The organism is Bdellovibrio sp. MYbb2 (genome assembly GCF_056175685.1).
In genome coordinates this window covers 32,667-56,776 of sequence record NZ_JBJKJI010000001.1, presented here as the reverse complement: position 1 = coordinate 56,776, position 24,110 = coordinate 32,667, and the positions used below count along the sequence as shown (strand labels likewise).

26 protein-coding genes are annotated in these 24,110 nt (G+C 50.5%); 22 read left to right on the top strand and 4 right to left on the bottom strand.

The annotated features are described in order from the left end of the window. The first annotated feature begins 18 nt into the window (after positions 1-18). From fliD to AC04MQ_RS00245, 13 genes are all read left to right on the top strand, one after another. Complete coding sequence (fliD, locus tag AC04MQ_RS00305) at positions 19-1,383, top strand: flagellar filament capping protein FliD (protein ID WP_041576923.1); 1,365 nt, start codon at positions 19-21, stop codon at positions 1,381-1,383. A 35-nt stretch (positions 1,384-1,418) separates the two neighbouring features. Beyond that, the gene (fliS, locus tag AC04MQ_RS00300) at positions 1,419-1,829 is read left to right on the top strand and encodes a flagellar export chaperone FliS (RefSeq protein ID WP_015089769.1); all 411 of its coding nucleotides are present in this window, start codon (positions 1,419-1,421) and stop codon (positions 1,827-1,829) included. Between the two features lie 23 nt (positions 1,830-1,852). Further along, positions 1,853-2,278 carry a hypothetical protein gene (locus AC04MQ_RS00295; protein ID WP_015089770.1) on the top strand — a complete coding sequence of 142 codons (426 nt, stop codon included), beginning with the start codon at positions 1,853-1,855 and terminating at the stop codon, positions 2,276-2,278. Between the two features lie 146 nt (positions 2,279-2,424). Then, on the top strand, positions 2,425-3,471 hold the full coding sequence (locus AC04MQ_RS00290; RefSeq protein WP_475390499.1) for a tetratricopeptide repeat protein: 1,047 nt from the start codon (positions 2,425-2,427) through the stop codon (positions 3,469-3,471). 1 nt (position 3,472) lies between these two features. Next, positions 3,473-4,084 (top strand): polyamine aminopropyltransferase, encoded by a 612-nt coding sequence (locus tag AC04MQ_RS00285; protein ID WP_041576925.1) that lies wholly within the window; start codon positions 3,473-3,475, stop codon positions 4,082-4,084. Further along, positions 4,085-5,593: a glycosyltransferase family 9 protein gene (locus tag AC04MQ_RS00280; protein ID WP_475390497.1), complete on the top strand. Its 1,509-nt coding sequence runs from the start codon at positions 4,085-4,087 to the stop codon at positions 5,591-5,593. Positions 5,594-5,649: 56 nt separating this feature from the next. Next, a complete protein-coding gene (locus tag AC04MQ_RS00275) occupies positions 5,650-7,104 on the top strand; it encodes a glycosyltransferase family 9 protein (RefSeq protein ID WP_475390495.1) in 1,455 nt (484 codons plus the stop codon). Then, entirely contained in the window at positions 7,091-7,774 is a 684-nt protein-coding gene (locus AC04MQ_RS00270; protein ID WP_475390493.1) for a hypothetical protein, read from the top strand. Before AC04MQ_RS00275 ends, AC04MQ_RS00270 begins: the two co-directional genes overlap by 14 nt. A 34-nt stretch (positions 7,775-7,808) precedes the next feature. Further along, positions 7,809-9,731 (top strand): ATP-binding protein, encoded by a 1,923-nt coding sequence (locus AC04MQ_RS00265; protein WP_475390491.1) that lies wholly within the window; start codon positions 7,809-7,811, stop codon positions 9,729-9,731. Next, positions 9,728-10,075 carry a response regulator gene (locus AC04MQ_RS00260; RefSeq protein ID WP_038451406.1) on the top strand — a complete coding sequence of 116 codons (348 nt, stop codon included), beginning with the start codon at positions 9,728-9,730 and terminating at the stop codon, positions 10,073-10,075. The genes AC04MQ_RS00265 and AC04MQ_RS00260 overlap by 4 nt, the downstream gene beginning before the upstream one ends. Positions 10,076-10,077: 2 nt before the next feature. After that, positions 10,078-10,677 carry a 16S rRNA (guanine(966)-N(2))-methyltransferase RsmD gene (gene rsmD, locus AC04MQ_RS00255; RefSeq protein ID WP_475390488.1) on the top strand — a complete coding sequence of 200 codons (600 nt, stop codon included), beginning with the start codon at positions 10,078-10,080 and terminating at the stop codon, positions 10,675-10,677. After that, a complete protein-coding gene (coaD, locus tag AC04MQ_RS00250) occupies positions 10,670-11,152 on the top strand; it encodes a pantetheine-phosphate adenylyltransferase (protein WP_041576929.1) in 483 nt (160 codons plus the stop codon). The genes rsmD and coaD overlap by 8 nt, the downstream gene beginning before the upstream one ends. A 10-nt stretch (positions 11,153-11,162) precedes the next feature. Continuing rightward, positions 11,163-12,365 carry a pyridoxal phosphate-dependent aminotransferase gene (locus AC04MQ_RS00245; RefSeq protein WP_015089781.1) on the top strand — a complete coding sequence of 401 codons (1,203 nt, stop codon included), beginning with the start codon at positions 11,163-11,165 and terminating at the stop codon, positions 12,363-12,365. Between the two features lie 56 nt (positions 12,366-12,421). On the opposite strand, the gene AC04MQ_RS00240 is transcribed toward AC04MQ_RS00245, so the two are convergent. Continuing rightward, the gene (locus AC04MQ_RS00240; protein ID WP_475390486.1) at positions 12,422-13,642 is read right to left on the bottom strand and encodes a hypothetical protein; all 1,221 of its coding nucleotides are present in this window, start codon (positions 13,640-13,642) and stop codon (positions 12,422-12,424) included. 161 nt (positions 13,643-13,803) lie between these two features. Here AC04MQ_RS00240 and AC04MQ_RS00235 point away from each other — a divergent pair, with 161 nt between their 5' ends. The 3 genes from AC04MQ_RS00235 (at position 13,804) to AC04MQ_RS00225 (ending at position 15,861) form a co-directional block, all read left to right on the top strand. Further along, positions 13,804-14,712, top strand: coding sequence for a DUF2802 domain-containing protein (locus AC04MQ_RS00235; protein WP_475390484.1), 909 nt, complete (start codon positions 13,804-13,806; stop codon positions 14,710-14,712). Continuing rightward, positions 14,713-14,955: a hypothetical protein gene (locus AC04MQ_RS00230; RefSeq protein ID WP_475390482.1), complete on the top strand. Its 243-nt coding sequence runs from the start codon at positions 14,713-14,715 to the stop codon at positions 14,953-14,955. It abuts the gene before it with no gap. 108 nt (positions 14,956-15,063) lie between these two features. Then, positions 15,064-15,861 (top strand): S1 family peptidase, encoded by a 798-nt coding sequence (locus AC04MQ_RS00225; protein WP_015089785.1) that lies wholly within the window; start codon positions 15,064-15,066, stop codon positions 15,859-15,861. A gap of 36 nt (positions 15,862-15,897) precedes the next feature. On the opposite strand, the gene AC04MQ_RS00220 is transcribed toward AC04MQ_RS00225, so the two are convergent. Both AC04MQ_RS00220 and AC04MQ_RS00215 read right to left on the bottom strand, forming a co-directional pair. After that, complete coding sequence (locus AC04MQ_RS00220; protein ID WP_015089786.1) at positions 15,898-16,407, bottom strand: hypothetical protein; 510 nt, start codon at positions 16,405-16,407, stop codon at positions 15,898-15,900. Between the two features lie 119 nt (positions 16,408-16,526). Next, positions 16,527-19,481 carry a TolB family protein gene (locus AC04MQ_RS00215; protein ID WP_475390479.1) on the bottom strand — a complete coding sequence of 985 codons (2,955 nt, stop codon included), beginning with the start codon at positions 19,479-19,481 and terminating at the stop codon, positions 16,527-16,529. Between the two features lie 131 nt (positions 19,482-19,612). Between AC04MQ_RS00215 and pal the strand changes: the two genes are divergently transcribed. From pal to smpB, 6 genes are read left to right on the top strand one after another with little or no spacing between them, the layout of a single operon-like run. Beyond that, positions 19,613-20,119, top strand: a complete 507-nt coding sequence (gene pal / locus AC04MQ_RS00210) for a peptidoglycan-associated lipoprotein Pal (RefSeq protein ID WP_015089788.1) — start codon at positions 19,613-19,615, stop codon at positions 20,117-20,119. A gap of 22 nt (positions 20,120-20,141) precedes the next feature. Beyond that, positions 20,142-20,453, top strand: a complete 312-nt coding sequence (locus AC04MQ_RS00205) for a DUF4398 domain-containing protein (RefSeq protein WP_011163199.1) — start codon at positions 20,142-20,144, stop codon at positions 20,451-20,453. Continuing rightward, positions 20,450-21,121, top strand: a complete 672-nt coding sequence (locus AC04MQ_RS00200) for a tetratricopeptide repeat protein (protein WP_015089790.1) — start codon at positions 20,450-20,452, stop codon at positions 21,119-21,121. The genes AC04MQ_RS00205 and AC04MQ_RS00200 overlap by 4 nt, the downstream gene beginning before the upstream one ends. A 4-nt stretch (positions 21,122-21,125) precedes the next feature. Then, a complete protein-coding gene (tsaD, locus tag AC04MQ_RS00195; RefSeq protein ID WP_475390476.1) occupies positions 21,126-22,163 on the top strand; it encodes a tRNA (adenosine(37)-N6)-threonylcarbamoyltransferase complex transferase subunit TsaD in 1,038 nt (345 codons plus the stop codon). Next, positions 22,160-22,984 carry a 16S rRNA (adenine(1518)-N(6)/adenine(1519)-N(6))-dimethyltransferase RsmA gene (rsmA, locus tag AC04MQ_RS00190; protein WP_475390474.1) on the top strand — a complete coding sequence of 275 codons (825 nt, stop codon included), beginning with the start codon at positions 22,160-22,162 and terminating at the stop codon, positions 22,982-22,984. The genes tsaD and rsmA overlap by 4 nt, the downstream gene beginning before the upstream one ends. Then, positions 22,985-23,443 (top strand): SsrA-binding protein SmpB, encoded by a 459-nt coding sequence (gene smpB, locus AC04MQ_RS00185; RefSeq protein WP_041576937.1) that lies wholly within the window; start codon positions 22,985-22,987, stop codon positions 23,441-23,443. On the opposite strand, the gene AC04MQ_RS00180 is transcribed toward smpB, so the two are convergent. Further along, positions 23,388-24,029, bottom strand: coding sequence for a hypothetical protein (locus tag AC04MQ_RS00180; RefSeq protein ID WP_041576939.1), 642 nt, complete (start codon positions 24,027-24,029; stop codon positions 23,388-23,390). The genes smpB and AC04MQ_RS00180 overlap by 56 nt on opposite strands. Positions 24,030-24,110 lie beyond the last annotated feature (81 nt).

Genomic DNA, 24,110 nt, shown 5'->3' with positions numbered 1-24,110 from the left:
TTTTGACACAATGAATTCATGGCAGGGATTCGTATAACCGGCATGGCCTCTGGGCTACCACCAAATATCGTTGAGCAGCTGATGGAAGCTGAGCGAATTCCCGTGAAACAAATGGAAGTCGGTCGCGCCAAGCAGGAAGACAAGCTCAAGCTGGTGCAGGATCTGGAATCCAAGGTGAATGATATCACCAAGAATCTGGGTGAGATGACTTCCACCAGCGGTTTTGTCGACAAAAAGTTTCTTAGTGGCGATCCCAATGTAGTGGAAGGCCAAGTCGACCCGCAAATGGCCATTCCCGGGGAATACTCGCTGGAAGTGGTGCAGTTGGCGCAAAAGCCAGCGGCCATGTCCAACGGTTTCCCGGACAAGGATCAGACTCAGATCGGTGTTGGTTACATCAAATTCCAAACCCCCGAGGGGACGAAAGAGGTGTACATCAACGGATCCAACTCCACTTTGGATGGCGTGATGAAACAAATCAACGCTGCCAACGTGGGCTTGAAAGCCCAGGTGCTGGAAGACCGCAAGGACCAGGAAAATCCGTTCAAGCTTCTTGTGTCGGGTCTTTCCACGGGTAACGACAGCCAGGTGACCTTTCCAAAAATTTATCTTTTGGACGGGGATCAGGACATGTACTTCGAAGAGTCGCGCAAAGCGCAGAACGCGAAGGTCAAAGTCGATGGCTTTGAGATTGAACTTCCCGACAACAAATCCACGGATTTGGTGCCGGGCGTGACTTTGGATTTTAAATCTGCGGCGCCGGGACGCGAGATTCGTCTTTCAGTGAAAGAAAATCTTGAGGTCATCAGCGGCAAGATCAAAAGCTTCGTGGACGCTTACAATGCGGCTCTGGATTTCATCCAGAAGCAGAGCAAGCTCCAGGCTGGTAACGGCAAGAACCCGTCCCTGGGCCCTTTGGGTGGTGACGGCATGCTGCGCTCGATTGAGAACAGCCTGCGCCGGGTGATTTTGAATCCGCAAATGGGTGTGGAATCTCCGATTCGCCGTGTGGGTGAGCTGGGGATTGAGTTCAACAGAAACGGTACCCTGAACTTCTCGCAAGACAAGTTCAACAAAGTACTGCAGGCCAACCCACAGGCGGTGGCGGCGTTTCTGCGCGGTGACGGTTTTAACACAGGTTTTGTGGCGACCGTGAAGCGTGAGATCGGGAATCTGGTGAACGGGCAGTTCGGCACCATCTCCAACCGTAAACGTGGTTTGGAGGATCGTATCAAGCAGGTGAACAACCGTATTGAAACGAAAGAACGCCAGTTGGAAAGAAAAGAAGACAGTCTGCGACGCAAATTCGCGGATCTGGAGTCAAAGATGTCGGACCTCAATGCGCAGCAGGCACGCTTCGCAGCGATGGCACCCAAGGCATAAGAACGTTGAATAAGTAAGAATGGAGTGAGGGGTCTATGAACAAAAATGCATATCAGAAGTACAAAACGACTTCAGTACAAAGCGCCAGCCGCGAAAAAATCCTGCTGATGCTTTACGAAGGTGCCATTAAATTCACGAAGCTGGCTATCAAGGCAGCCGAAGAAAAGAAAATCGCAGATCGCGGCACGAACATTGGGCGCGCCTTCGATATCATTATGGAACTGAACAACACTCTGGATCACAAAGTCGGTGGCGATGTCGCGAACCAGCTTGAACAGCTTTATATGTTCATGATGGAGCAATACACCAAAGCCAATATCACAGGCAGTCCTGAGCCATTGAAAGAAAACTTGAAGCTTCTGAACACGCTGTATGACGGCTGGGTTCAGGCAGTGGAAAAGTTGAAGCAGGAAACCAACAATTCACCAGACAAAAAAGCAGGCTAAGAATGAGTCACTGTGGAGGGGACATGACCAGAATTATCACCTTGTTGAACGAAAAGAATCATTACCTCGAAAAATTCTATGCACTGAATGAAGTGGAATTGGCAAACTTCGCCCAAGGGCAGTTTGACAATCTGGAGCACTTCTATCAGACCCGTGACCGCATTCTGGATGTGCTTAAGTATGTGGACGCCCAGATTGAAAAGGCTCACTCCGAGATCGGTGCAGACAGCGTGATCGCTGACAACGAACGCCGCGAGGTGAAAGAGGCTTTGTCCATCAAGGATGAATATGTTGCCCGCATTATCGAGCAGGATATTCAAGTGTTGGCTTGCATTGAAATGGCCAAGAACTCGATTATCCGTGAACTGCAGGAGGTTCGCCGCAACCGTAAGGCTGTGGGTGGTTACAAGACCAAGACCTTCAATCAGCGTCTGGATGAAGAGGTCTAGGAAAAATTTTCCTGACAAAAACATGACGGCGAGTTTGGCCAAAGAGTCAAACAACTGGCTGAACTTGCCTCAGATTCAATTAAATCACAAACGACCCATTGGCATCTGTGTTGCTCCATCAAGTCTTCGCGAGGAGAGCACAACAGATGTTGGAAAATCAGATCGTTCAAAAGTCCAGTGAAATTTCCGGTGACCAATCAGGTCCTGAGTTCGTTCAGGAATCCACTAAAATTTATTTTGATCCGCAACAGGCCATTGCCGATTTCGATGCGGAACTGCCGGAAGTCAAAGAAGAAAGAATCACGGACCCTCGTGTAGCCAACTTTATTCGTCACGCGCAAGTATTGATGAAACATCGTGAATACCCTCTGGCGATGAATCTGTTACGCGAAGCCAGCAATAAAGATTCCAAAAATCCTGCAACATTGAACATGCTGGCGAACTGTCTGGACAAGATGTCCCGCAATTCTGAAGCCTTGATCGTCAGAAAGACCCTGGCGCAAGTTGACTATGGCTTTGAAAGCCTGCATGGCTACGCCACGTCTTTATATAAATCCGGTCGCGATCAGGAAGCTTTGGACAAATACTTTGAAGCTTTGGCTGTTCTGACAGATGAGTCCGACACTTTGTTTGAGACCTACAAAAACATGGGCAATATTTTCGTGCGTCAGGGCGACTTCGACGGCGCGGAAGAATACTATAATAAAGCTTACACAATGAGCCCGCAGTCTGATGTGCTGCTGGTGAACTTCGGTACGTTGGAAGTTCAGCGTGGCGATTATGACAAGTCCCTGTACTGCTTCCGTAAAGCCGTTGAAATAAATCCGGAAAATGACAAAGCCTGGGTTGGCCTTGCCATGGTACACAGCCAATTCGGTGATATGGAACTGGCTTGGGCCAATATTGAAACGGCTATCGATATCAATCCACAAAACCGTACAGCCGTTCATCTGGCTGCGAACTGGGGTCTGCGTGATGGTAAGTTACAAAAAGCCATCGAAGCTCTTCAGGGTTATCTTGCAAGTGTGGAAGAAGATGAAGACATGTCCCTGGTTCTGATCAATCTGCTGTGCAGTGCCGGTCAGGTCGAGCAGGCGATGCTTGAAATCGAGCGCGTTCTTCTTTGGAATCCTGATCACAAAGAAGTCAGAAATCTTAAAAAGAAAATCACCGCATCACAGAAGGTTGCTTAAAATGCCTATGATCACATTCTCTGAAAATCACGAATCATCCCTGATTGCTTTTGAAGAGGGTCAGGCACTGGCTTCTCTGCGCGATCCGCGCGGTGAGGGCTTGAAGTGGGCTTATTCTTTGGGTGTTTTGCCGGCAGAGCATGTCGTGGTGGTGGGTCTTGGCGCCGGCTTCCATGTGGCGGCTTTGGCGGACGTGGATCCGGATGTACGTATCACGGTGATTGAATCCCGTGAATCCCTGATTCCAGTGTTCCGTTCCCAGTTCCCGGATCTGGAAGACCGTGTAGAGATTCGTGTGGTGCAAACCGCTCAGGATCTTTTCAAGTCTGAACTGTTCCAGGAAGTGCTGAATCATCGCTCTTTCGTTCTTTCTTTCCAGGAATGCTGGGGGGCGCAGGCTCAGTTCTTCACTGAAGCGTTCGCGCACCTGACGGGTCGTTCGGTGGAATCCGTTCGTTATCATTTCGAAGAATTCGGTATCAACATGAAAGCCCTTTATCTGCAGCCAAATCAGTTGTTGTCCATCAACGATGTGATTCCGGTGATTGAGGCTTCTGCGATGCCTGAAACTAATAAACAGATTTTCCGCGTGCTCGGTGAATTGGTGAAATAAATGAAGATTCTGGTTGTCTCTCTTCTGAGGCTTGGTGACATCATCCAGCAGGAACCTCTGCTGCGCGGTCTGCGGGAAAAACATCCCACGGCCGAGATTCATCTGCTGATGAACCGTCAGTTCGCAAATGTCGAACGCATCCTTCACGGTGTGGTGGATAAGTACATCCATTTTGACCGGGAAACTTTGCAGCGGGGCCTGGGCGAGAGCGGCTTTAATATTCTATATTCCTATTCCGTGCTGGAAGAGCTTGTACAGTCGCTGAATGGCGAGAAGTACGATCTGGCTTATAATTTTACTCATAACAGGCTCAGCGCCTATTTGCTGGGCGCTTTGGAAATCCCGGAAAAGCGTGGTCTTCATCAAGAAGACGGTCGCTTCCGTGGGATGGACAACCGCTGGCTTAAGTATTTTAATGATCGCTTTTCGGGGACCCAAAAGTCGCTGTTTCATTATGTCGAGCTTTTGGGGAATTCCTTCAACCTTCCGGTTCGGCCTCAGGCCGCCGGGGTTCGCAAGAAAAGCAAATCCATTCTGTTCCAGTGTCTGACCAGTCAGACAGCTAAAAACTGGGGCCTGGATAATTTCGTTCAACTGAAAAGAACCATTGAAATGGCCCTTGTGGATTACAAGGTTCAGATTCTGGGGGCTCCGTTTGAACGCGAAACCTTGTTAAGCGCATTTTCGGAAAAAGATCTTTTGATCTGTGATCTGTCCGAAGCCCGCAAGCATCTGCAAGACTGTGCGTTGCTGGTTACCGGCGACACCAGCATCAAACATCTGGCAGCGCAAATGGGCGTCCCTTTGGTGGAACTGGTTATGGGCACAAGCGATGCTGTGAAAACCGGGGCGTTTTCCGAAAACGCAAGAATACTGACTGAAGATATCACCGTGGAACGTGTGTTCGGTGAGGTGTGGGATGAACTTAGTGGTGAATCCCGGAATATCGAAAACACCGCGGGATCTTTGGAGCGGGCGACCTGGAAGCTTTATTTGGATAAAGCTTCGCGCGATGCTGAGCCTGCGTATGTAGCGGCTTTGCAGCAGCTGTTGGATTCCCATCCGGAAAAGAACCTGGTGCTGGCTTTGAACAGCTATCAGGAAAAAACGCAGATTTACCTGGCTTGGCAAAAACGCATTATCGCGGCGTTACCGTCACGGGAAATGCTGGCCAGCCGCAAAACGGTTTCAGCAACGGATGTGGCTGAACTGATCTTGGTGGCTCAGGATATTATTAAAAGTAAAAAAGATGACGCCGGTTATTTCCAGGGGTTCGTGGAATCCCTGCTGGCCCGCTATTCTCAGGCGACCCAGGTTCTGGATCGCGTGAAAGTGGATCTGGAAGATCAGGCCGAGCTTTTGGCAATTCGTGAAACATTGACTCGTCATTTGCAATCTCTCTCCATGGAAGGAGCGTACTATGCAAAAGGAATTGGACAACTATCTATCAGTGGCTTTGAAGAGACTGGAAAAAGCCTACAGCGAGATCTTGAAGACGCAAAGCTATAGCAAGGAAGCTGAAAAAGTTCAGTTGTTGAAAGAACTCGTTAAGGAACAGATTAAAAATGAAAATACTCATCCTGCAACTCGCTAGGCTCGGGGACATCTATATGACCTGGCCTGTTTTGCAGGGCCTGCGTCGTACTTATCCCACGGCAGAGATTCATATTCTGACTCGTCCGCGCTTTGAAAGCGCCCTTGAAGGGTTGCAGGCGGTGGATCGTCATTGGTCATTGCCTTCAAGTCAGATTCTGACGCCGCTGATTCAGACGGAACCGGATCTGGAAGCGTCTTTGAGTCATATGGACGAATTTGTGACGACTTTGAAGTCCGAACAATTCGACCGCATCATTAATTTTACGTTTTCCCCATTTTCAAGCTATCTGACTCATGCTTTGTCAGAGCCAAACACGGTGGTGAGCGGTTACACCCGTAACGCCGACGGCAGTTTGTGTTTTGCTGATGACGTCAGTGCCTATTTCTATGCCCAAGTGGGACTTGATAAGCCCAACCGCGTTCACGTGGCGGACATTCTGGCATCCATGGTCGATGTACAGTACACCGAAGAGGACTGGGGCATTTCCACGTATCAGGAAGCTTCAGTGACTTTGCCTGAACGATACATGGTTTTGCATGTCGGTGCCAGCGATCCACAGAAGGCTTTAAGCCCCGATGCATGGGTGCGCGCCTTGAAGGTGACTTCGCAAAGATATGCGCATCTTCCAGTGGTGCTGATCGGTTCAGCTGCCGAAGCGCCATTGGCGCTGCAGATTGAAACCCAGGTGCCGGATATGACTTTTGTGAATCTGGCGGGCCGCACGCAGGTGTCCGAACTGCCAGCGATCATCAAGAAAGCTGAAGTGCTGGTGGGTTGCGACAGTGCGCCTGTTCATATTGCCTCTTTGACGGACACACCGACTTTGAACGTCAGTGTGGGCCCCGTGAATTTCTGGGAGACGGGCCCGAAAGCAAGTCTGTCCTTTATCTATCGCCGCGAAAGTGAATCCGAAGTGGTGGCCGAGGACCTGGGTGCGGTGCTGGGGGATCTTTTGGATGGTGAGGTCCGCGAAGGACTGATCGTTAGAACGGGCGGCCTTGTGAGCTATGCTCGCGAAGAGGCGCCTTCAGAATCCTTCCAGTGGCAGCTGGTAGAAGCTCTTTATATGGGCGGCAGTTTCCCGGTGGCCGACCGCATGGAGATCCTGCAAGGGGCCATGAAACTGAATGATATCAATACTTTTGCGATGGAACAGCTGGCGTTGATTCCAGAGCTGGGGGTGGCCAAGGTCGCTCCTTTCCTGGATAGCGCCGAAGAAGTTATCAACAACATTAGCCGAATGGTTCCGGAATTGAGTCCTCTAGTAAGCTGGTATCAAGCGGAAAGAATCTGCATTGCACCCGGCTCGCTCGAGGAAATCCGTACCGCAACATTGAATGTGCATGAGCGATTCAAACGCTACCTTCATGTATACATTCCACATGAGGCACTCAAGGAAGAGGCAGGCAATGGAGCGGTTTAAAGTCAGCGGAGACGATCTTCGCAATTTCTATAACGAGAATATTCCTTTGGCGCGCGTGTTCAGTGATATTGAATCGGACCTGCGCCATACCAACCAGGTTGTTTGCCGTTATATCGTCAACGGTCTGGAAGTGGCTGAAGCCGATGAGGCGCGTTTTTCAACAGTGACGCTGGAGCAGATTGAAACCTTGGAGTATCTGACTGAAAACAGCCGTGATCTGACGGGCATTGTTTTGCGCGGCTGGATTGAGGCGATGCCGGAATTGATTCAACAAACTGAAAACCTGGCCAAGCGCATGCGTGCTCAGGGCCTGAGCGGTCTTTTAAAATCCATTCACGATCTGGTTCACAATTGTGAGTTCCTGATCGACAGTGCGATGACGATCAAAGAAACCATGGGTGATCAGTTCTTTGGCGCCACGCCACTGGACTGGGATAAAACCGAAGCTGAAAGCAAAAGAACAGTTCTTGAGGCCTTGCGCGCTCTGGAAAATAAGGATTTTGTTCTTTTAGCGGATGTCCTGGAGTATGATTTAAACAATGTTCTTCAGATGTGGCTGGACCACCTGAAGGTGTTGGAGAAATCACTTAATGGCGAATACACAGGAAATCAGTTCGATTCCGAACAAGCTCGATCCCATTCTATGGGTCGGAAACGTATCGCCAATTAGACTTCCCCACTTTTTCCCGTTTCAAAAGCGGGAAGTGGAGATCATTTTCAGGGCCTCTATTGCTGAGGCCCTTTTGCTTTTGCAGAGTCAGCGTTTTTCCTCGATCTTAGTCCAGGAAGTCGGCAACTCTGATGCGTTGGAATTTTTGTACCAAGCCCGCCTGTTGCAGCCGATGGCTCCGCGTATTTTGATCGCAGAAGAACTTAACGAACAAGAGGTCCGCGAGGGCATCAACAAAGCCCAGGTGTACCGCTTCATGCGCTGGCCTTTGACGGAGCATGAGATCTGGGAACAGCTCGAAAACGCTTTGCAAAAGCACGCGATGTTTTTATCTCGCTCTTTGCTGCTGAAAGAATCTTCCCACCAGAACAAACAGCTGGAAGCCCTGACCCATTCCCTGGAGGGCATGGTTGAAGAGCGCACCCAGTACATTGAAATGTCCCACCATGAGGAAAGCGAAAAGTTGACCCGGGAACGCCAGTTGATTCGTTTCATCAAGGATCTTGCGACGCAGACGTCATTTGAAGACATCCTGGCGATCCTGCGCAAGGAACTTCGCAAGTTCCACAAGATGGGAGATCCGATCTTGGCCTTCCGCTTGGGTGGATCAAAAACCTTCTTCTTAAGTTTTCAGTCCGGGCATTTCACTCAGACCGAATCCACCAGCTATTTTGAATTTCCCAAGACAGCGCAAGTGCCCAGTGCCGAGCTGATTCGCTCGTTTGCCAATCACTTTGGCCGTCCGTTTGTTAAAGCGTATGTTGTGCCTTTTGAACTGCGTATGACCAGTCACCTGACCAGCGGTGAAGGCGAAGCGATTCTGTGTATTGAGAACTCGCTGAACGACAAAGAGATGGGGCCGTTCATGGATTTCATGAACGACCGGGTTCGTCCGTTAAGTATGGCTTTGGACCGTGTTCTGCTGGAAAACCAGCTTTCCATTTTTTCGTATCGTTGGGAAAAGACCTTCGATGGTATGCGCGACCCTATTGCGATTGTGGACATCGACTACAACGTGGTTCGCGCCAATCGCAAATTCAGTGACCGCTTCATGCACCACAAGTGTTATGAAAGCTTTGCTCATCGCAAAGCCACGTGTGAAGGGTGTCCGGTGCCGCAGGCTTTGAAGGAAGGCGCACCGGCCGCGGGCCAGATTCAGGTGGATGGGCGCATCTATCAGGTGCACAGCTATCCGGTGCTTTTGGATCAGGGCAGTCGTCCAACAAACGTTGTGAACCAGTATGTGGATATCACCCAGTCCCGCGAACTTTACCTGCGCATGCTGCAAAGTGAAAAAATGGGAGCCATTGGTTTGCTGGCCGGAAACATCGCCCATGAACTGAATAATCCATTGACCGGTCTTCGCTCGTTGTCGCAGGTGCTGCTGCAGGAAGCCGAAGAGGGCAGCAATCTGCATTCAGATCTGGTCGAGATTGAAAAGGCCACAGCACGGTCTCAGCGCATTATTAAAAACCTGCTCGATTTTTCGAAAGGGGAAGACCAGCCTTCGGAATTCATCAGCGTGGATGAGGTCGTTGAGCGCACTTTGCCGATGTTGAAGTCGGCGTTGCGCACCCACCGCCTGGAGGTGGATTTACAAACTTTGGGCTCCACGGTTTATGTGGAGCCGCATTTGTTGCAGCAGGTGGTCTTTAATCTGATAAACAATGCCTGTCAGGCCATGAAAGATCCGGGCCGCTTGAGCCTGCGCACTAGTTTGGTCAATGGATCTGTGGTGCTGGAGATTGAAGACACCGGGCCGGGCATTCCGGAAGACATCCGTCGACGCATCTTTGAACCCTTCTTTACGACAAAAAAAGAGGGACTTGGTACCGGTCTTGGGTTAAGTATGTCTAAGTCAGTCATTGAAAAATTCGGAGGCACCATCGAATTCCGAGACGTGGATCCCCACGGGACTTGTTTCACGATCGTGCTTCCGCAAAGGAATGCGCCTTGAAGATTTTAATTGTTGATGATGAAGCTCTGGTCCGCCGCTCTTTGAGTCGTGCCTTGAAAGGCAAGGGTCATGACGTGCTGGAGGCCGGTGATGGCAATGAAGGCCTGCAACTGTGGCAGACTTCCAATCCGGATCTGGTGTTTTTGGATGTGCTGATGCCGGGTCGCACCGGTCCTGAAGTTTTGAAGGAAATGCGCGATCAATCCAAAGCCAAAGTGATTCTGATGTCAGCGTTCGCTGGTGAACACAATATGGAAACCGCCCAGCAGATGGGTGCGAATCTTTTTGTGCCGAAGCCTTTTGAAGATATTTTTGCCGTTGTGAAAATGGCAGAGGATTTGTAGTCATGAGAATTATTGCGGGGAAATATCGTGGACATCAGCTGGTGGCATTTGATGCCGACCACATCCGCCCCACAACGGATCGGGTGAAAGAAACCCTGTTCAATAAATTGCAGTTTGATATCGACGGCGCTCGCGTAGTGGACTTGTTCTGCGGCACCGGCAATCTGGGCATTGAGGCTTTGTCGCGCGGGGCGGAGTTCTGCACTTTCGTTGAAAAGAACCCCAAGTCGCTGGTCATCACGCGCAAGAATTTTGAAAAACTGCGTGTGCCGGCTGCGGATTACAAGATCGTCAATATGGACGTGATCGCTTATTTGAAATCCTACGAGGGTGAACCGTTCAATATTATCTTTGCCGATCCGCCGTTCACTGAAAAGATGGCTCACTTCGTAATGGAAGCAGCCAGTACCAGTGCAGCCTTTGGCAAAACGACCCTGCTGGCGATTGAGTCCCAGGCCAAAGAACGCATGGAAGACCGCTATGGCTCTGTGGTTCGTTACAGCAAAAAAGAATATGGCGATAAAATCCTAAGTATGTTCTGTCACGAAAGTGCCTTGGAACAGGATGAAGAACCGGCAGCCGAAGAGGAACACCATGAGTAAAATTGCCGTTTACCCAGGAAGCTTTGACCCCATCACAATGGGGCATGTTGATATTATCAACCGTATTTCCCCTTTGTATGAAGAAGTCATCGTGTTGGTTGCACAATCTTCACAGAAACAGAGCATGTTTTCTGTTGAAGAAAGAAAGACTTTGATCGAAAAATCCTTGTCCCATCTGAAAAACGTCAAAGTCGATATCTTTGGCGGCCTGACAGTGGAATACATGAAAAAAGCCAAAGCCCAGGTGATCGTGCGGGGCTTGCGTGCGGTGTCGGATTTTGAGTACGAGATGACCATGGCGAACATGAATCGCAAGTTGGCGCCGGACTTTGAAACCCTTTTGGTCTTTGCCAGCCCCGAGTTCTATTATATTTCTTCGCGCGGGGTGAAAGAGGTGGCCATCAACGGTGGCGCCTTGAAAGGCCTGGTGCCGGACGTGGTGGTCGAAGCGATGGAGAAAAAAATCAGAAAGTAAGGAGCGAATCTTGATTCAGCTTTCCAAACGAGCGCAAAATCTGAAGCCTTCTCCGACCCTGTTTCTGGTAGCAAAGGCCAAAGAGCTGGCTGCCCAGGGGCACGATGTGATCTCCCTGACCGTTGGAGAGCCGGATTGGCCCACTTTCAAGGGCGCTTCCGACGCTGGCATTGAGGCCATCCAAAAAGGCATTACCAAGTACACTCCGGCCAATGGCACGGTGGAGCTTAGAAAATCCATTTCTGAAAAGTTGAAATCTGAACTGGGGTTTGAATATTCCCCGAAAGAAATCACCGTGGCTTCCGGTGCGAAGTACATCATCTTTTCAGTGCTGCAGATGATCTGCTCGCCAGGGGATGAGGTCGTGATTGCGACTCCGTACTGGGTCAGCTATCCCGCGATGGTGGAGCTGGCGGACGGTGTGCCTCACATCGTTGAATGCGGCGAAATGGAAAACTTCAAAATCACGCCTGAAAAATTGGAAGCGGCGATCAATGCCAAAACCAAAGGCTTCTTGTTCTGTTCACCCAGCAACCCGACGGGTTTGCAGTACTCGGCGGATGAACTAAAAGCCCTGGCCGAAGTTCTGCGCAAACACCCGCAAGTGGTGATTATTTCTGACGACATTTACAACCGCCTGGTCTTTGATGGCAGCACGGTCGCTCCGCACATTCTAACCGTCGCGCCGGATCTGAAAGATCGCACGGTGCTGGTCAATGGCGGTTCTAAGGCCTATTCCATGACCGGCTGGCGCATTGGCTGGGCTTCGGGCCCAGAGCGCCTGATCACGGCGATGGCGGACTATCAAAGCCAAAGCACGGGTTCACCTTCCAGTATTTCCCAGCATGCGCTGCTTTCGGCGATTAAGACCTCGGAAGCGGATATCAAGGACGTGGTGGCTAAGCTTGTGGCCCGCAAGAATTCAGGTTTGAAAGAGCTTGAAACAGTGCCGGGTTTTAAAACCGCCGAACCGCAAGGGGCTTTCTATTTCTGGGTCGACATCCGTGCACATCTCGGGAAGTCCTATCAAGACCGCGTGATCAGAACCTCAAAAGATTTCTGTGATGTGCTGCTGGAAAAATTCTTTGTGGCGACCGTGCCTGGGGCTGAATGCGGAACCGAAGGGTTCATGCGTTTAAGCTTTGCGGTTTCAGAAGAGACCATGAAGCGGGGGGTAGCCCGCATGAAGGATCTTGTCAGTCAGCTTGTGTAAAAAAGCAAAAGGCCTTGATCACTCAAGGCCTTTTTTATTTTCATTTATTATTCCGGTTAGAACAGATTTCTGAAGAAGCTCAGCATTCGGCTGAAGAAGCCTTCTTCTTTCAGCGGGGTCACTTTGCCGCCGACAGAGCTTGGGCTGCGGCTGTCATCGGCACACTGGTAAGTAATGTCGACAGTGCGGCCTGCTGGAACGGCTGTGCTAAAGACGATGCTTTGGCCTTCCACGCGGGATTCAACCGTCCCAATGCTTGGTGTGATGGTCACGTTCACCGTACCTACCGGAGTACACTCTAAAGGCACAGAGCTTAAAGAGTCTTTGATCTTATCAATGAACAGATTCAAGTTCGTGGAATAGTCGCTGTCACAGATACTGCCGACGCCACCGCCAGTCAGCTGGGACAGTTCCGCGTACTTAAAGCCGTAATGGCTTTTTGCGCCGCCAGCGTCCTGGGACGCCTTACAGGAAGAATCACCCGGCTTTACGATGATGGAATTCACCGTGAAACGTTGAGTGGCCCCGAAAGTAGAGCGAACATAGTCGACAAACACTTGTGGCTTGTCTTCGTTTTCAAGGGCTTTCAATTCACCCGCGTAAACCTGCTGGGAAGCATCGCCACCGATGCTGCGCTCGTCTTCGTCAGAGATAATGATATAAGCGATACCGGCATCCGCACGATAGCAGCCGTTGTTGGGATTGTAGTGATAGTCACCGTTATAAACGTGGTGATAAGCGGCTTTGATCGCGCGTTCGTCATCCGAGTTTTTATAGCCGGCACCAATATATTCAATAGTGTGGGCGAATACGGCACTCAGATCCACGTTGCTGGATTTTTTAAGCACCATGCCCAGGGAAGTTGAGGCGGTGGCGTTTTTCTGCCAGTAAATGGAAGCACCCCAGGCATTTGTGGTGTCAGTCACCGGAAGGGCGCGGGTGACGGTGGCACACATCTGCCAGTCGATATTGGAGTTTTGCAGCTTAGTGATGAAAGATGAAAGATTCGCCGCCAGTTTGCGGTTGTCCGGAAGCATCGAGTTGGAATCGTCGATCACCAGAATGATATCAAGCTTGTTGTCAGAGGCTTGAACGGTGTTGTTGTAGTGAACGTCGCGAAGAGTGGTGCCTGGAGTTGGAACCGGATCGGGAGTTTTTCCATCCGTACCGACATCGTCGTTGGAAGGGGCAGAAAATTTTACAGGTCCACAGGCACTCAAAGCCAACACCAGCAACACAGAGGCCCAACGCACCCCTTGCCATTTTTTCAACGACATAATCCACACTCCCCTTTGTTGCATAATAACACACTGATTTTTGTGTCCCAAAGCGAGTTAGGGTCTAGGTCCTGCTTTGATACATTTAGGACCTTGGTCTCATTGTGAGACGGACCTTAGCCAGTCTAAAATAAATAACAGAATAGCCGGGGAGGCCATGGGTGAGCTTTTGGGTCTTGCTTCAAGTACTTGTGAATTTGATTTTGTTGGCGGGCGTTGTGGGTTTGTGGGTGCGCTTGAACCGACCTCCTAAAGACGATCCAAGACTGAGCAAAGGTTTGCAGTTGCTGCAATCCAAGATCGCCGTTTTGGAAGACCTTTCCGACCGCACGGAAACTCAAGTCAACCAGCTGACCGCGCTGCTGGAACAAAAAGTAAAAGACATTCAGGCCAAGATTCAGGCTGCCGACAAACAAATCGGCAAGATCGACCAGAACATGCAAAAGAGCATGGAAGTGGCCAAGATCTTCCAGGATCGTATTCCTCACACGGAAATCATTGAACGCCAGAACACAGTTAAATACGTAAAGGCCGCGCGCATGGCCCATCAGGGTTCATCTGTGGATGAAATCGCCCGTGAAGTGGACTTGTCCCGCGGTGAAATTGAATTCATCGCCAAAGTGAATCGCGATCAGTTGATGTTCTGTGAAGACAGTCTGCCAGAATGGGCGAATGAAGAAATGGAAGAATCCGCTCAATCCGACTTGAGCGACGTGGACAACATCAGCTTCATGACTCCGCTGCAAAGAGAAATCCCGATTGAAATCAGCACCGCTTTCGAGGTTCCAAAAACCGACCAGGAAGCTTTGAAAAAATTGGGTGATGCCTTTAAAGCCGCCTGCAATGAAGTGAAAGCTGAAGAAGAAGCTGCTCAGCAGACGGCGAACAACGTATCTGCTTTGTTCAACGTGACCCAGAATATCGCGCAAAATTTCCTAAGCGAGAAGCCGACGCCGGCTGCACCAACCGCGGCCCAGGTGGAAAAGAAAAGACCGGTCCTGCACATCGGCGAGCCAGAGATCCGTCCGGTTCAGTTCCGTCGTATTGATCTGGCGAAGGACTTGGACTAAATGGCATCCCGGGCCTTTCTTAAATCTTTGGAGAAAGGCCAGATCCTGCACGCCCAGGTGGAAGAGGTCACCGCGCCCACCGAAGTTCTGTGCAACTTTCAAGGCGAGCTGCTTCTTATCTTTAATCACACGGGTAGCGGTTTTAAAAAGAACGACCCTATATCTTTGCAGGTCCTCAGTATCAATCCCCTGAGATTTCAGGTGTTTTCACCCTCCAGCCCCAAGTTTCAGCGGGTTGTGTAATTAGGTAAATCCGCCCTTTCAGACAAAAACCCCACAAAAGTGTCAACCAATACGCTGGAGTATCCAGTCCCTGTGTAATAAACCTCCGCCCATACAAACGGAGGCTTTATGAACAAAGCATTACTATTGGTTTCTTCCCTTTTCCTGATGGCTGCGTGTGCGCCACAGAATTCCCCGAATCTGACCGTAGCGGATAACGCAGCTATCGTCGGTGGTGACAAGGTTGAAACCACCAGCAGCATCGGTCGCAGCACCGTGGGCATCTATGAATCCAAAATCGGTTACATCTGCTCTGGAACTTTGATTGCAAAAAATCTGGTTCTGACAGCGGCTCACTGCGTGGATCCTAACGCCAAAGACCTGGCGATCTACTTTACTTCAGAAATGAAGAAAGCCAGCAAAGAGCAAATCCGCCGCGTGACCGGTCAGGTTGTGCATGACGGTTACACGGGTGCGGTTCAAACCAAAGACACCAACGACATCGCGGTTCTGCGCTTTGAAGGCGAAGCCCCGGCGGGTTACACGGTGGCGCCAATCTTGTTTGAACAAGGTCACCTGAACAACGACGTAAAAACAATCGTTGCCGGCTATGGCTTGAACTGGACAATTGTGATGAGCAAAGGCGCGGGCACTCTGCGCACGACAAAGTTGTCTATCGACGATATTAACTTTTCCAGAACTGAAGTGATGCTGGGTCAGTCCCTGCGCAAAGGTATCTGCAGTGGTGATTCCGGTGGTCCGGCGTACCTTGAAATCAACGGCCGCCTGCATGTGTGGGGCGTGGCAAGTCGCGGGGACTCTTTGCCGGGTCTGTTGACGCCGAAGTGCATGCTGTTCTCGGTATTCACTCGCGTGGATGCTCACCAGACATTCATTCAAGATGCTGTAGCGGAACTGTCCCGCTAAGGCAAAAAAAGCAAAAGGCCCCTTCCGGGGCCTTTCTTATTTGGAGCTCTCTTTGATGAAGAGAGTCAGATAGTGGCGAACCATGTATTCCAGCTTTGCCGGCTGGTTCTGGTATGTCCAGATGACTTCGCCGAAGGCGCCCCACTTGGCCTCGATGATGTGTTCGTCCATCACGTTGGTTGCGGATTGAGAAGCTTCCGCGCCAGGAGTAGGGATGTAGTTGGTTCCGATAAAGTTAAAACGAATGCTGATCTGGCCCGGAGCTTTCAAAGAGAAGATCATCTTGAAGCCGTTACGGAAAAGCATGAAGTCAGCGTGGGTTTTTGCAATCCCGTAGATTTTGATGCGACCCAAAGCTGATGGTTTCAGTTCGTTGAAGGATGTGGATGCATCCACGAACTCAGTTTTCATAGCCAGCAGGAACTGAATCGTCTCGTTGATCAGAATTTTATCGGCGTCAAAGCCGAAACTCATGTCCACAAGACCGGACTCTTCCATCTGTTGTTCAGCTTTCACAAGTTCTTTAATCCAGCTGATTTTCTCCATGAATCCCCCCAAAATTGACAGCGCAGCATCCTCGCCGCTAGTTGTCGATATTCTCAATAATTTCGAGGGGCTGTGTCTTTGTCAAGATGGAGCGGTTTGGCTCGCCGCAATAACAGGGTCTAGAACCCCGTTATTTGCAATGCGGTCGCCAGAACACCCTCGGCACCCTTCGGCGCTTGGAAAGCGACATAGTAACCAAGGACCACATTCACCGGGATCACGTAACCCAAAGTGGTTTCCAGTTTGGCTTCGACTCCGGCGCTGTAATAAGGCTTGTTCATGCTGGTGACTTCATACACCAGGTCCACGTCGTTCACGAAACGGCCGTCGGCAGCAGCGGCATCACCCACCACCGCCGCAGAAAGGCGGCGGAAGAACAGGGCATCAGTGCCTGAACCACGGTAAAGATCCTTCAGCGGCAGGCGGTATTCGGCATTGACGGTCACCAGATTTCGGCCAAACAGTTGCCCCCGTTTGTAGCCACGCAAAATATACTGAGGCAACGGGCTGTTCGGGATAAAGACCATGGATTCGGTGGAGACACCGTAAATCGGTGACACCTTTTCCGGAGTATACACGCCATTCAGTCTTAGCATGATCGCATGGTGTTTCGGCAAGAAGCGGGAAAGATAGATTTCACCACCAGCCAGGAACTGCGAGTGGTTCAGATAACCTTCCTGCGCGATATAATTGTAAGCCCCCAAGTACGCTCCGCCCCCGGATTCAGGGGAAATCTGGGCGCCGGACTGGGAATAATTCGCGTAACTTAAATAAGCATAAGGCCCCGTGCGTTTCACTTCGGTTGTCAGGGTGGATCTTTCCAGATACTGCCAGCCCACTTGCAGGTTGGAATAAATCGAAGCCCAGTGGGTGTCAGGAAGCACGGACAGTTGTGCGCCAAAGTCTTCAATCTCGTTCGACACGGTTCCCAGATAGTAGCTGCGTTTGTAACTTAAAACTGCAAACGGCCACGGGGTTGTCTGGTTGATGTAGCTTCCCAGAATGCTGCCTTTGTTGATCCCGGTGTCCCAGGAAGCGGCAATTTCATACATGTGTTTTTTTAGTGGATCAAAGCCGGAAGTCTGAGCTTCAATCACCAGGCCCGTTTCACTGGAAGATCCTGAAATAAACGGCATCCAATAGCGCGGCAGCAGATACCCGTACGGAGAATAATCATCTAGCTCGGAAGCTTTCACGGCACTTTTGGCTTCCTCTTCAGCCTGGGGATTGCGCTCGGCCTTGCTGTAGCGATCCCCCATCAAAGAGCTGACCTGAGGCAGAGTGTTCGGTGTTTTTTGCCATTCATCGGGTTTGATTGCCGAAACACGCAAACCCTGGGAGGTCATCTCGGTGACAAAGATTTCCTTGTTCAAGGGATCCATGTCGGCGGTGAAAAGGGCGGTCAGGGTGTGCGAAATCGGGCGGACGTCTTTAAATTCCACGTCTGACAAATAAAGATTCGGCACGCCGTTTTTGGCCGAGGCAAAGATCACGCCGTCCGCCGTCTTTCGTGCAAAGCGGGCGTTGGGATAATCCGTCAGCACCGCTTCGGAAGTTTTGCCTGAGATGGAATAGCGGTGCAGATTTTCGCGGCCGTCTTCGCTGCGCAGTGAAAATACAATCGTGTCTTCATTCAGGAACGTCGGATAGGACACTCGCTGCTGCATCGGTGGCGAGAAAAGCAATTCCGACGGGGGATTCTTTTCGCCAGTCAGGCGAATCAACCCCAGGTGAGTGCGGTTGCCATCCAATTTAACGAACGCCACCTGGTTGCCAGAGGGGGATACGGCGGGTTCACGACCGCGAAGCCCCTTGGTCAGAGCCTTCGCCTTTCTTTCGCCAAGCTCATACACGAACAGGTCGGAATATCTTTGGATGCGATTGGTGTAGTCGATCTTGTCGTAAATCAAACGTTTGGAATCCGGGAACCAGCTGATGCGCTGAATGCTTCCGGTGGGCGGCCCGTCTTTTTGGGTGGCCGGGATAAAGCTTTCACTAAACCGTTCAATGGTGTCGGTCATGCGCGAATCCAGGAAACTTTGACCTTCTTTTTCTTTGGTCAGGATTTTTACCGCGCGGGAATTGCCGTCATCTTCGGTGATCAGGGCCAGATGTTTGCCGTCAGGTGAAATCGCCGGGGCGCTGACTGATTGGAAGTTGTTTTGCGGGGTGATCGTGGCGGTCGGTGCAACTTCGCGCAGGGTTTTTAGCTGCTCCAGGGCGCGCAGTTCGGTTTCCTTCATCATGCTGTCGTATTCAGTGCTGTAGCTGGCACCCAAATAGTCCCGCGCCGGGGTTTCAATAAAATACGGAACCCGGCCGCCCTGGCGTTCATGCAGTTCGCCGACAACTTTGGTGCCTTTGTCCGCGATCATCTGACTCCACATCAAAGACCCAAACAGATAAGGTCTGGCGCCTTGAGGCCAGGTGTAGATGTTTTCATTGGCTTCGGCGATATCAAAATCACGCAGGGTTTTGGTGTCGACCATCGCTCGAACGGTGGCGTCCTGATAGTGCGAACGCAGGCGGCCGTGATCGGAAAGGCGGGTTTCCATTTCAACCGCCACGCCTTCCTTCCACCACTGGGGCATCAGGATGTTCGGGGCGATGATGGTTCCAAAAACCGCACGCAGGGGTTTCATGATTCCGTTGGCCGGTTCAAAAGTCAGGATGTGGGTGTATTCATGGGCCAGAAGCTCGAACGCCCAGTCGCCTGTATCAGAAAGACTTTCTTCAGGGCCGGGGAGCACGGGGTAAGCCATGATGTGCGGATATGGGACTCTTGTGGCGTATCCATTTGTGACATCGGTTTTGTCGTTGATAATGACGATTGTTTTGTCAGGGCGGGAATGAAAGTAAGAGCGAAGTTCTGAATAGGCTTTCTCTAATTTTTCCGCATACAGATAGCCAAGGTCCTGCTGCTCGGCATTAAAAATAACTTCGAAGTGGGCGGTCTTGAGGGTTTTCCATTTTAACTGCGGAGGCACTTCAAGTTGTGCCTTGGCTTGGGACACTGAAAGTAAAATTGTCAGAAATAGAGACGCCAAGCTGTAAACTGCGGAGTATTTTTGCATAAATCTTTGCTAGTGGTCCGGCTGTACAGCAACGCAACATCAATTTAGGAAATCTAAGGTTTGACAATGAGCTGCTATAAATTAAAGTTTTTAGTGTTATAATAACGACTCGAAGTTCATAGGAGGACATCATGGTTCGTAAATTGGCTCTTGGTCTTGTTGCCATCGCATTCGTAGCAGGTTGTAAAGGAAAACAAACTCAGTCTGATCAGTCTATCGAGACTTTGCCTACTGGCGGTCAGTCCACAGCAATTGACTCTGCTCCATTGAGCTTCGACCCAATGGGTTCTGATTCCGGCAAGATTTCTGGTTTGGTAACTGTTCATTTCGGTTATGACAAATCCAGCCTGGATGCTTCTTCCAAAAAAGACATCGCGACTAACGTCGAGTGGATGAAAGCAAATCCTTCTGTTCGCGTACAAATCGAAGGTCACTGCGATTCTCGTGGTACTATCGAATACAACGTGGCTTTGGGTGAAAGACGTGCCAACGCGGTTAAAGCTTACATGGTATCTTTGGGTATCGGTGCTGACCGTTTGAGCACTATCAGCTACGGTAAAGAAAAACCACTTGAGACAGGCGACACTGAAGCTGCATGGGCGAAAAACCGCCGTGCTAACTTCGTACCTGCTCAGTAGCATCTAAGCAGAAGGGCGCAGAGTGAACCTACAGAGACTTTTCATCGGAGTTTTGCTTTTCACGGTGATCGTCAGCTGTCAAACTGCGCCTGTTCCCCTGGATGACTATTCCTTAGCTCGAGCCGCACTGGATGCGGCTCGTTCTGTTCAAGCGGCCCGCCATTCCCCCGGATACTGGCATCAGGCGGAAGAAGCCTATCGTAAAGGCCGCATCTATTTCGAAGACCGTGATTACGGCAAAGCCAAAGAACAATTCATCCGCGCCCGCATGGCAGCTGAAAAAGCTGAGAACTCGGCCCGTCTGATTCGTCAAAAAACTGGAGATGTCCTATGAAGTTGATCATTCTTGTTGTCGCAGCCGCGACCTTGCTGACGGGCTGTTTGAAAACCCGTACCGATGTTCGTGAAAATGAACAGCGTCAGGTGATGCAGCAGCAGGTGGTCACTCTGCAAAGGACCAATGCCGATGCTTCCGGTCGTGTCGCAGATCTGGAAGAACAAATGCGCGAGTTGAACGGCCGCGTGGATGTGGTTGAAAACAAGCTGGGTTCCAGTCACTCGGGTGTGGAAAATGCTCTGAAAAATTCCCAGCAGCAGAATCAGGATCTGAATGGCAAAGTGGCCATAATGCAAGAAGCCCTCACAACCATGGAAAAACAAATCTATGCGTTGAATGCCGAAGTAAATGCCCTGCGTGCTGAAAAAGCCGCGGCTCAGGCTGAAAAGTCGGCGAAACAGGCCAAAAGGGACTCTTTAGAGGCAGCTCAGGAGTTTTTCAGCAAAAAAGACTGGAAACAGTCCATCCTGAACTTCCAAAAATACCGTGATGAAAATCCGAAAGGTCCTAAGTTTGCGGATGCGACCTATAAAATCGGGGTGTCCTTCCAGGAATTGGGCATGAAAGACGAGGCAAAAACCTTCTATGACGAGGTGGTCAGCAAGTTTCCGAAGTCAGAAGAGGCTCGTCGTGCTAAGATCCGTTTGAAGGGTTTAAAAAAGTAATACTGTGATTGAAAGAGTTCTCGCCATTGAAACCAGCTGTGATGACACCTCTGTCGCGATCGTCGATCGTACCGGCTGGGTTCACTCTGTGGTGGCGGCCTCTCAGGATCTGGATCACGAAATCTATGGCGGCATCGTTCCTGAAATTGCCGCCCGCAACCATTCCATCGCTTTAATTCCATTGATCGAAGAAGCCTTTAAGAAAGCCAATATGAAGTGGTCTGACGTGCAGGGTATTGCCGTCACCAACCGTCCGGGTTTGATTGGCGCTTTGATTGTGGGACTGGTAACAGCAAAATCCCTGTCTCAGGCCAAGCATTTACCGTTCCTGGGTGTGAACCACCTTGAAGGACATTTGCTGGCGCCGTTCCTGCGCGATGATAAATATGCTCCACCGGAAGATTTCGGTTACCCGTATGTGGGTTTGGCCATCAGCGGTGGACACACAAGCTTGTATCAAATTAAAGGACTGGGCGATTATCGTATCTTGGGTGCTACCAAGGATGATGCGGCCGGGGAGTGTTTCGATAAATTTGCAAAGATGGCAGGCTTGGGTTTCCCGGGTGGTGTGCGCGTCGATCAAATGGCCAAGGCGGGTAATCCGCAGGCGTTCGAATTCCCCCGCAGCATGATCCATGATGACACTTTCGACATGAGCTTCTCGGGGCTGAAAAGTTCCGGCCAGCGCATGCTTGAACAATTGGGACCAGAACTTGTGCAGGAACGTCTGCCGGATCTGTGTGCCTCTTTCCAGGAAGCCATCGTGGATGTCCTGATCGCAAAGCTGGATCGTGCGGCGAAAGTCTTCCGTTCCAAGCGTGTGATTCTGACTGGCGGGGTCAGTGCGAATTCGCGCCTTCGTCAGCGGGCTCAGGAATGGGCTGATAAAAAAGGTTATACTTTGGTGATTCCACCTCTGCGTTACTGCACTGATAATGCCGCGATGATTGGTTATGTCGGCGCTTTGCGCATGGCTCGTGGTGAAGTTTCTGAACTGGATCTGGGACCGTCACCTCAAGCTCTTGCATCGGATTTTAAATGAGTTATTCACGTGAACGTTTGCAGCGCGCGCAAGAGGCCATGGGCATTGCCGCGAAAAAATCTTTGGGCCAGAACTTTCTGGTCAGCGACACGGTCATCAATCGCATCATCGATCAGGTGAAAGCTTTTGCGCCGGAAGAACTGGTCGAAGTGGGCCCCGGCCCGGGCGCTTTGACGGATCTGTTATTAGAGCTGAATCTGTCAATGCAGGTGATTGAACTTGATACTGCGATCGCGGCTTACTGGCGCGAAAAAGGTCTGACGGTTATCGAAAAAGATGCGCTTCGTTTGGACTGGAAGCAGTTCTATACCGGCAAGCGCGTGGTCTTTGTCAGCAATCTGCCGTATCAGATTTCTTCCAGCATCGTGATTGAACGTTCTTTGGAAAACGAAGGTGTTGCGGCAATGGTGCTGATGTTCCAAAAGGAAGTCGCCCAGAAAATCCGCGGCACGGTGGACAGCGACCTGTACGGTCTTTTAAGTGTCTATGCACAAGCTTTCTGGAAAATTGAAACTGTGACGGATGCGGGGCCAAGAGACTTCCAGCCGCCTCCGAAGGTGGCCAGCCGGGTGCTTTCTTTCGAACGTATTGAGTCTGAGGTCAAAAACCGCAAGGCTTTCTTAACATTCGTGAAGTGCGCCTTCGCGCAAAGACGCAAGCTTTTGAAGAAAAATTTGTCTGGTCTTTTAAGTCAAAAGAAGCTAACTGAAGAGCAAATGGTCGGCTGGTTGGCCGAGCTGGGCTTTAAAGAAACGGCCCGCGCGGAAGAGCTTTCTCCGAAGCAGTTTGTGGCCCTGTATAAGCATTTTGGATTTGAGTAAATGAGCGAAAACATCCTGATTGTTCATGAGAACAAAAAAGCACGCTTTGACTACACGATCGTGGAAACCTACGAGGCGGGTCTGCAGCTTATGGGCAGCGAGGTGAAATCCCTGCGCAACAAGGATGTTCAGTTGAAGGATTCCTACATCTCTTTCAAAGGGGATGAGGCATACCTGCAAAATGCGCATATCGCGGAATACAAAGCTTCCAGTTACAACAATCACGTTCCGGAAAGACATCGTAAGCTTCTGATGCACAGAAATGAGCTGGACGAAATCTTCGATGCTTTACGTGAAAAGGGTTATTCCTGCGTGCCGTTGAAGATCTACTTCAAAAACGGCCGCGCGAAATTGCAGATCGCTTTGGTGAAGGGTAAAAAGACCCACGACAAGCGCGAGGCGATCAAGAAACGCGACGTTTCTGATCAAATTCGTTCATCTCTACGACGTTCTCGTTAAGGATAAACTCTTCTTTGATGCCCAGGCGGGCCCGTTTTTCAGACAACAGGTGTTTCCACGCGGCATAGGCCTCGCGGTTCTGCGGATCGATGCTGAGCTTTTCCAAAAGCTTCAGTTCGGTCTCTGTGTTCGCTTTCAAAGCGCGATAGAAATAATCATAAGTCATGGACAGATCGCGGAAGTCATCTTCTTCCGGCAGGTGATAGTCGGGGATATGCCACTGACCCAGCATCAATTGGTGCATGTGCTTTTCCATCGCAACAAGCGGCGATAGCAGATTTTTGGTCATGCGGATCACCAGGAACAGTGTAACCCCGGTCAGGAAAACAAAGCTTGCCGCCAAGAACACCTGCAACCACGTGATCTCGCGCTCCAGATGCTGAACCAGCGTCGGATGCGTGTCGTAAGCAAGACTTTTGAACAGTTCGTAATTCTGATTGATGAAGTAAAAAGCCGGAAGCAGGAACAAGATAGCGCCGCCAGCAACGGCTGTGATCATGTACCAGCAATACTTGTACTGGAAGGCTTTGTTCAATATGAAGCGGCGGGGACCCTGTCCCTGAGGCACGCGTTGAGGTTCGATCACTCTTCTTCCATACAACATATGTCCCACTTATCGGCGGGTTGTGTTTTGTGTAGAGTCCAATTATTCTCAAAAAGAAGCAAA

Coding starts and splice junctions, on each gene's coding strand:
- smpB (WP_041576937.1), top strand. CDS start 22,985: ATGAGCGAAAACATCCTGATTGTTCATGAGAACAAAAAAGCACGCTTT.
- rsmA (WP_475390474.1), top strand. CDS start 22,160: ATGAGTTATTCACGTGAACGTTTGCAGCGCGCGCAAGAGGCCATGGGC.
- pal (WP_015089788.1), top strand. CDS start 19,613: ATGGTTCGTAAATTGGCTCTTGGTCTTGTTGCCATCGCATTCGTAGCA.
- AC04MQ_RS00280 (WP_475390497.1), top strand. CDS start 4,085: ATGAAGATTCTGGTTGTCTCTCTTCTGAGGCTTGGTGACATCATCCAG.
- fliS (WP_015089769.1), top strand. CDS start 1,419: ATGAACAAAAATGCATATCAGAAGTACAAAACGACTTCAGTACAAAGC.
- AC04MQ_RS00240 (WP_475390486.1), bottom strand. CDS start 13,642: ATGTCGTTGAAAAAATGGCAAGGGGTGCGTTGGGCCTCTGTGTTGCTG.
- AC04MQ_RS00200 (WP_015089790.1), top strand. CDS start 20,450: ATGAAGTTGATCATTCTTGTTGTCGCAGCCGCGACCTTGCTGACGGGC.
- AC04MQ_RS00290 (WP_475390499.1), top strand. CDS start 2,425: ATGTTGGAAAATCAGATCGTTCAAAAGTCCAGTGAAATTTCCGGTGAC.
- AC04MQ_RS00270 (WP_475390493.1), top strand. CDS start 7,091: ATGGAGCGGTTTAAAGTCAGCGGAGACGATCTTCGCAATTTCTATAAC.
- fliD (WP_041576923.1), top strand. CDS start 19: ATGGCAGGGATTCGTATAACCGGCATGGCCTCTGGGCTACCACCAAAT.
- AC04MQ_RS00285 (WP_041576925.1), top strand. CDS start 3,473: ATGCCTATGATCACATTCTCTGAAAATCACGAATCATCCCTGATTGCT.
- AC04MQ_RS00275 (WP_475390495.1), top strand. CDS start 5,650: ATGAAAATACTCATCCTGCAACTCGCTAGGCTCGGGGACATCTATATG.
- AC04MQ_RS00220 (WP_015089786.1), bottom strand. CDS start 16,407: ATGGAGAAAATCAGCTGGATTAAAGAACTTGTGAAAGCTGAACAACAG.
- AC04MQ_RS00225 (WP_015089785.1), top strand. CDS start 15,064: ATGAACAAAGCATTACTATTGGTTTCTTCCCTTTTCCTGATGGCTGCG.
- rsmD (WP_475390488.1), top strand. CDS start 10,078: ATGAGAATTATTGCGGGGAAATATCGTGGACATCAGCTGGTGGCATTT.
- AC04MQ_RS00295 (WP_015089770.1), top strand. CDS start 1,853: ATGACCAGAATTATCACCTTGTTGAACGAAAAGAATCATTACCTCGAA.
- AC04MQ_RS00230 (WP_475390482.1), top strand. CDS start 14,713: ATGGCATCCCGGGCCTTTCTTAAATCTTTGGAGAAAGGCCAGATCCTG.
- AC04MQ_RS00215 (WP_475390479.1), bottom strand. CDS start 19,481: ATGCAAAAATACTCCGCAGTTTACAGCTTGGCGTCTCTATTTCTGACA.
- coaD (WP_041576929.1), top strand. CDS start 10,670: ATGAGTAAAATTGCCGTTTACCCAGGAAGCTTTGACCCCATCACAATG.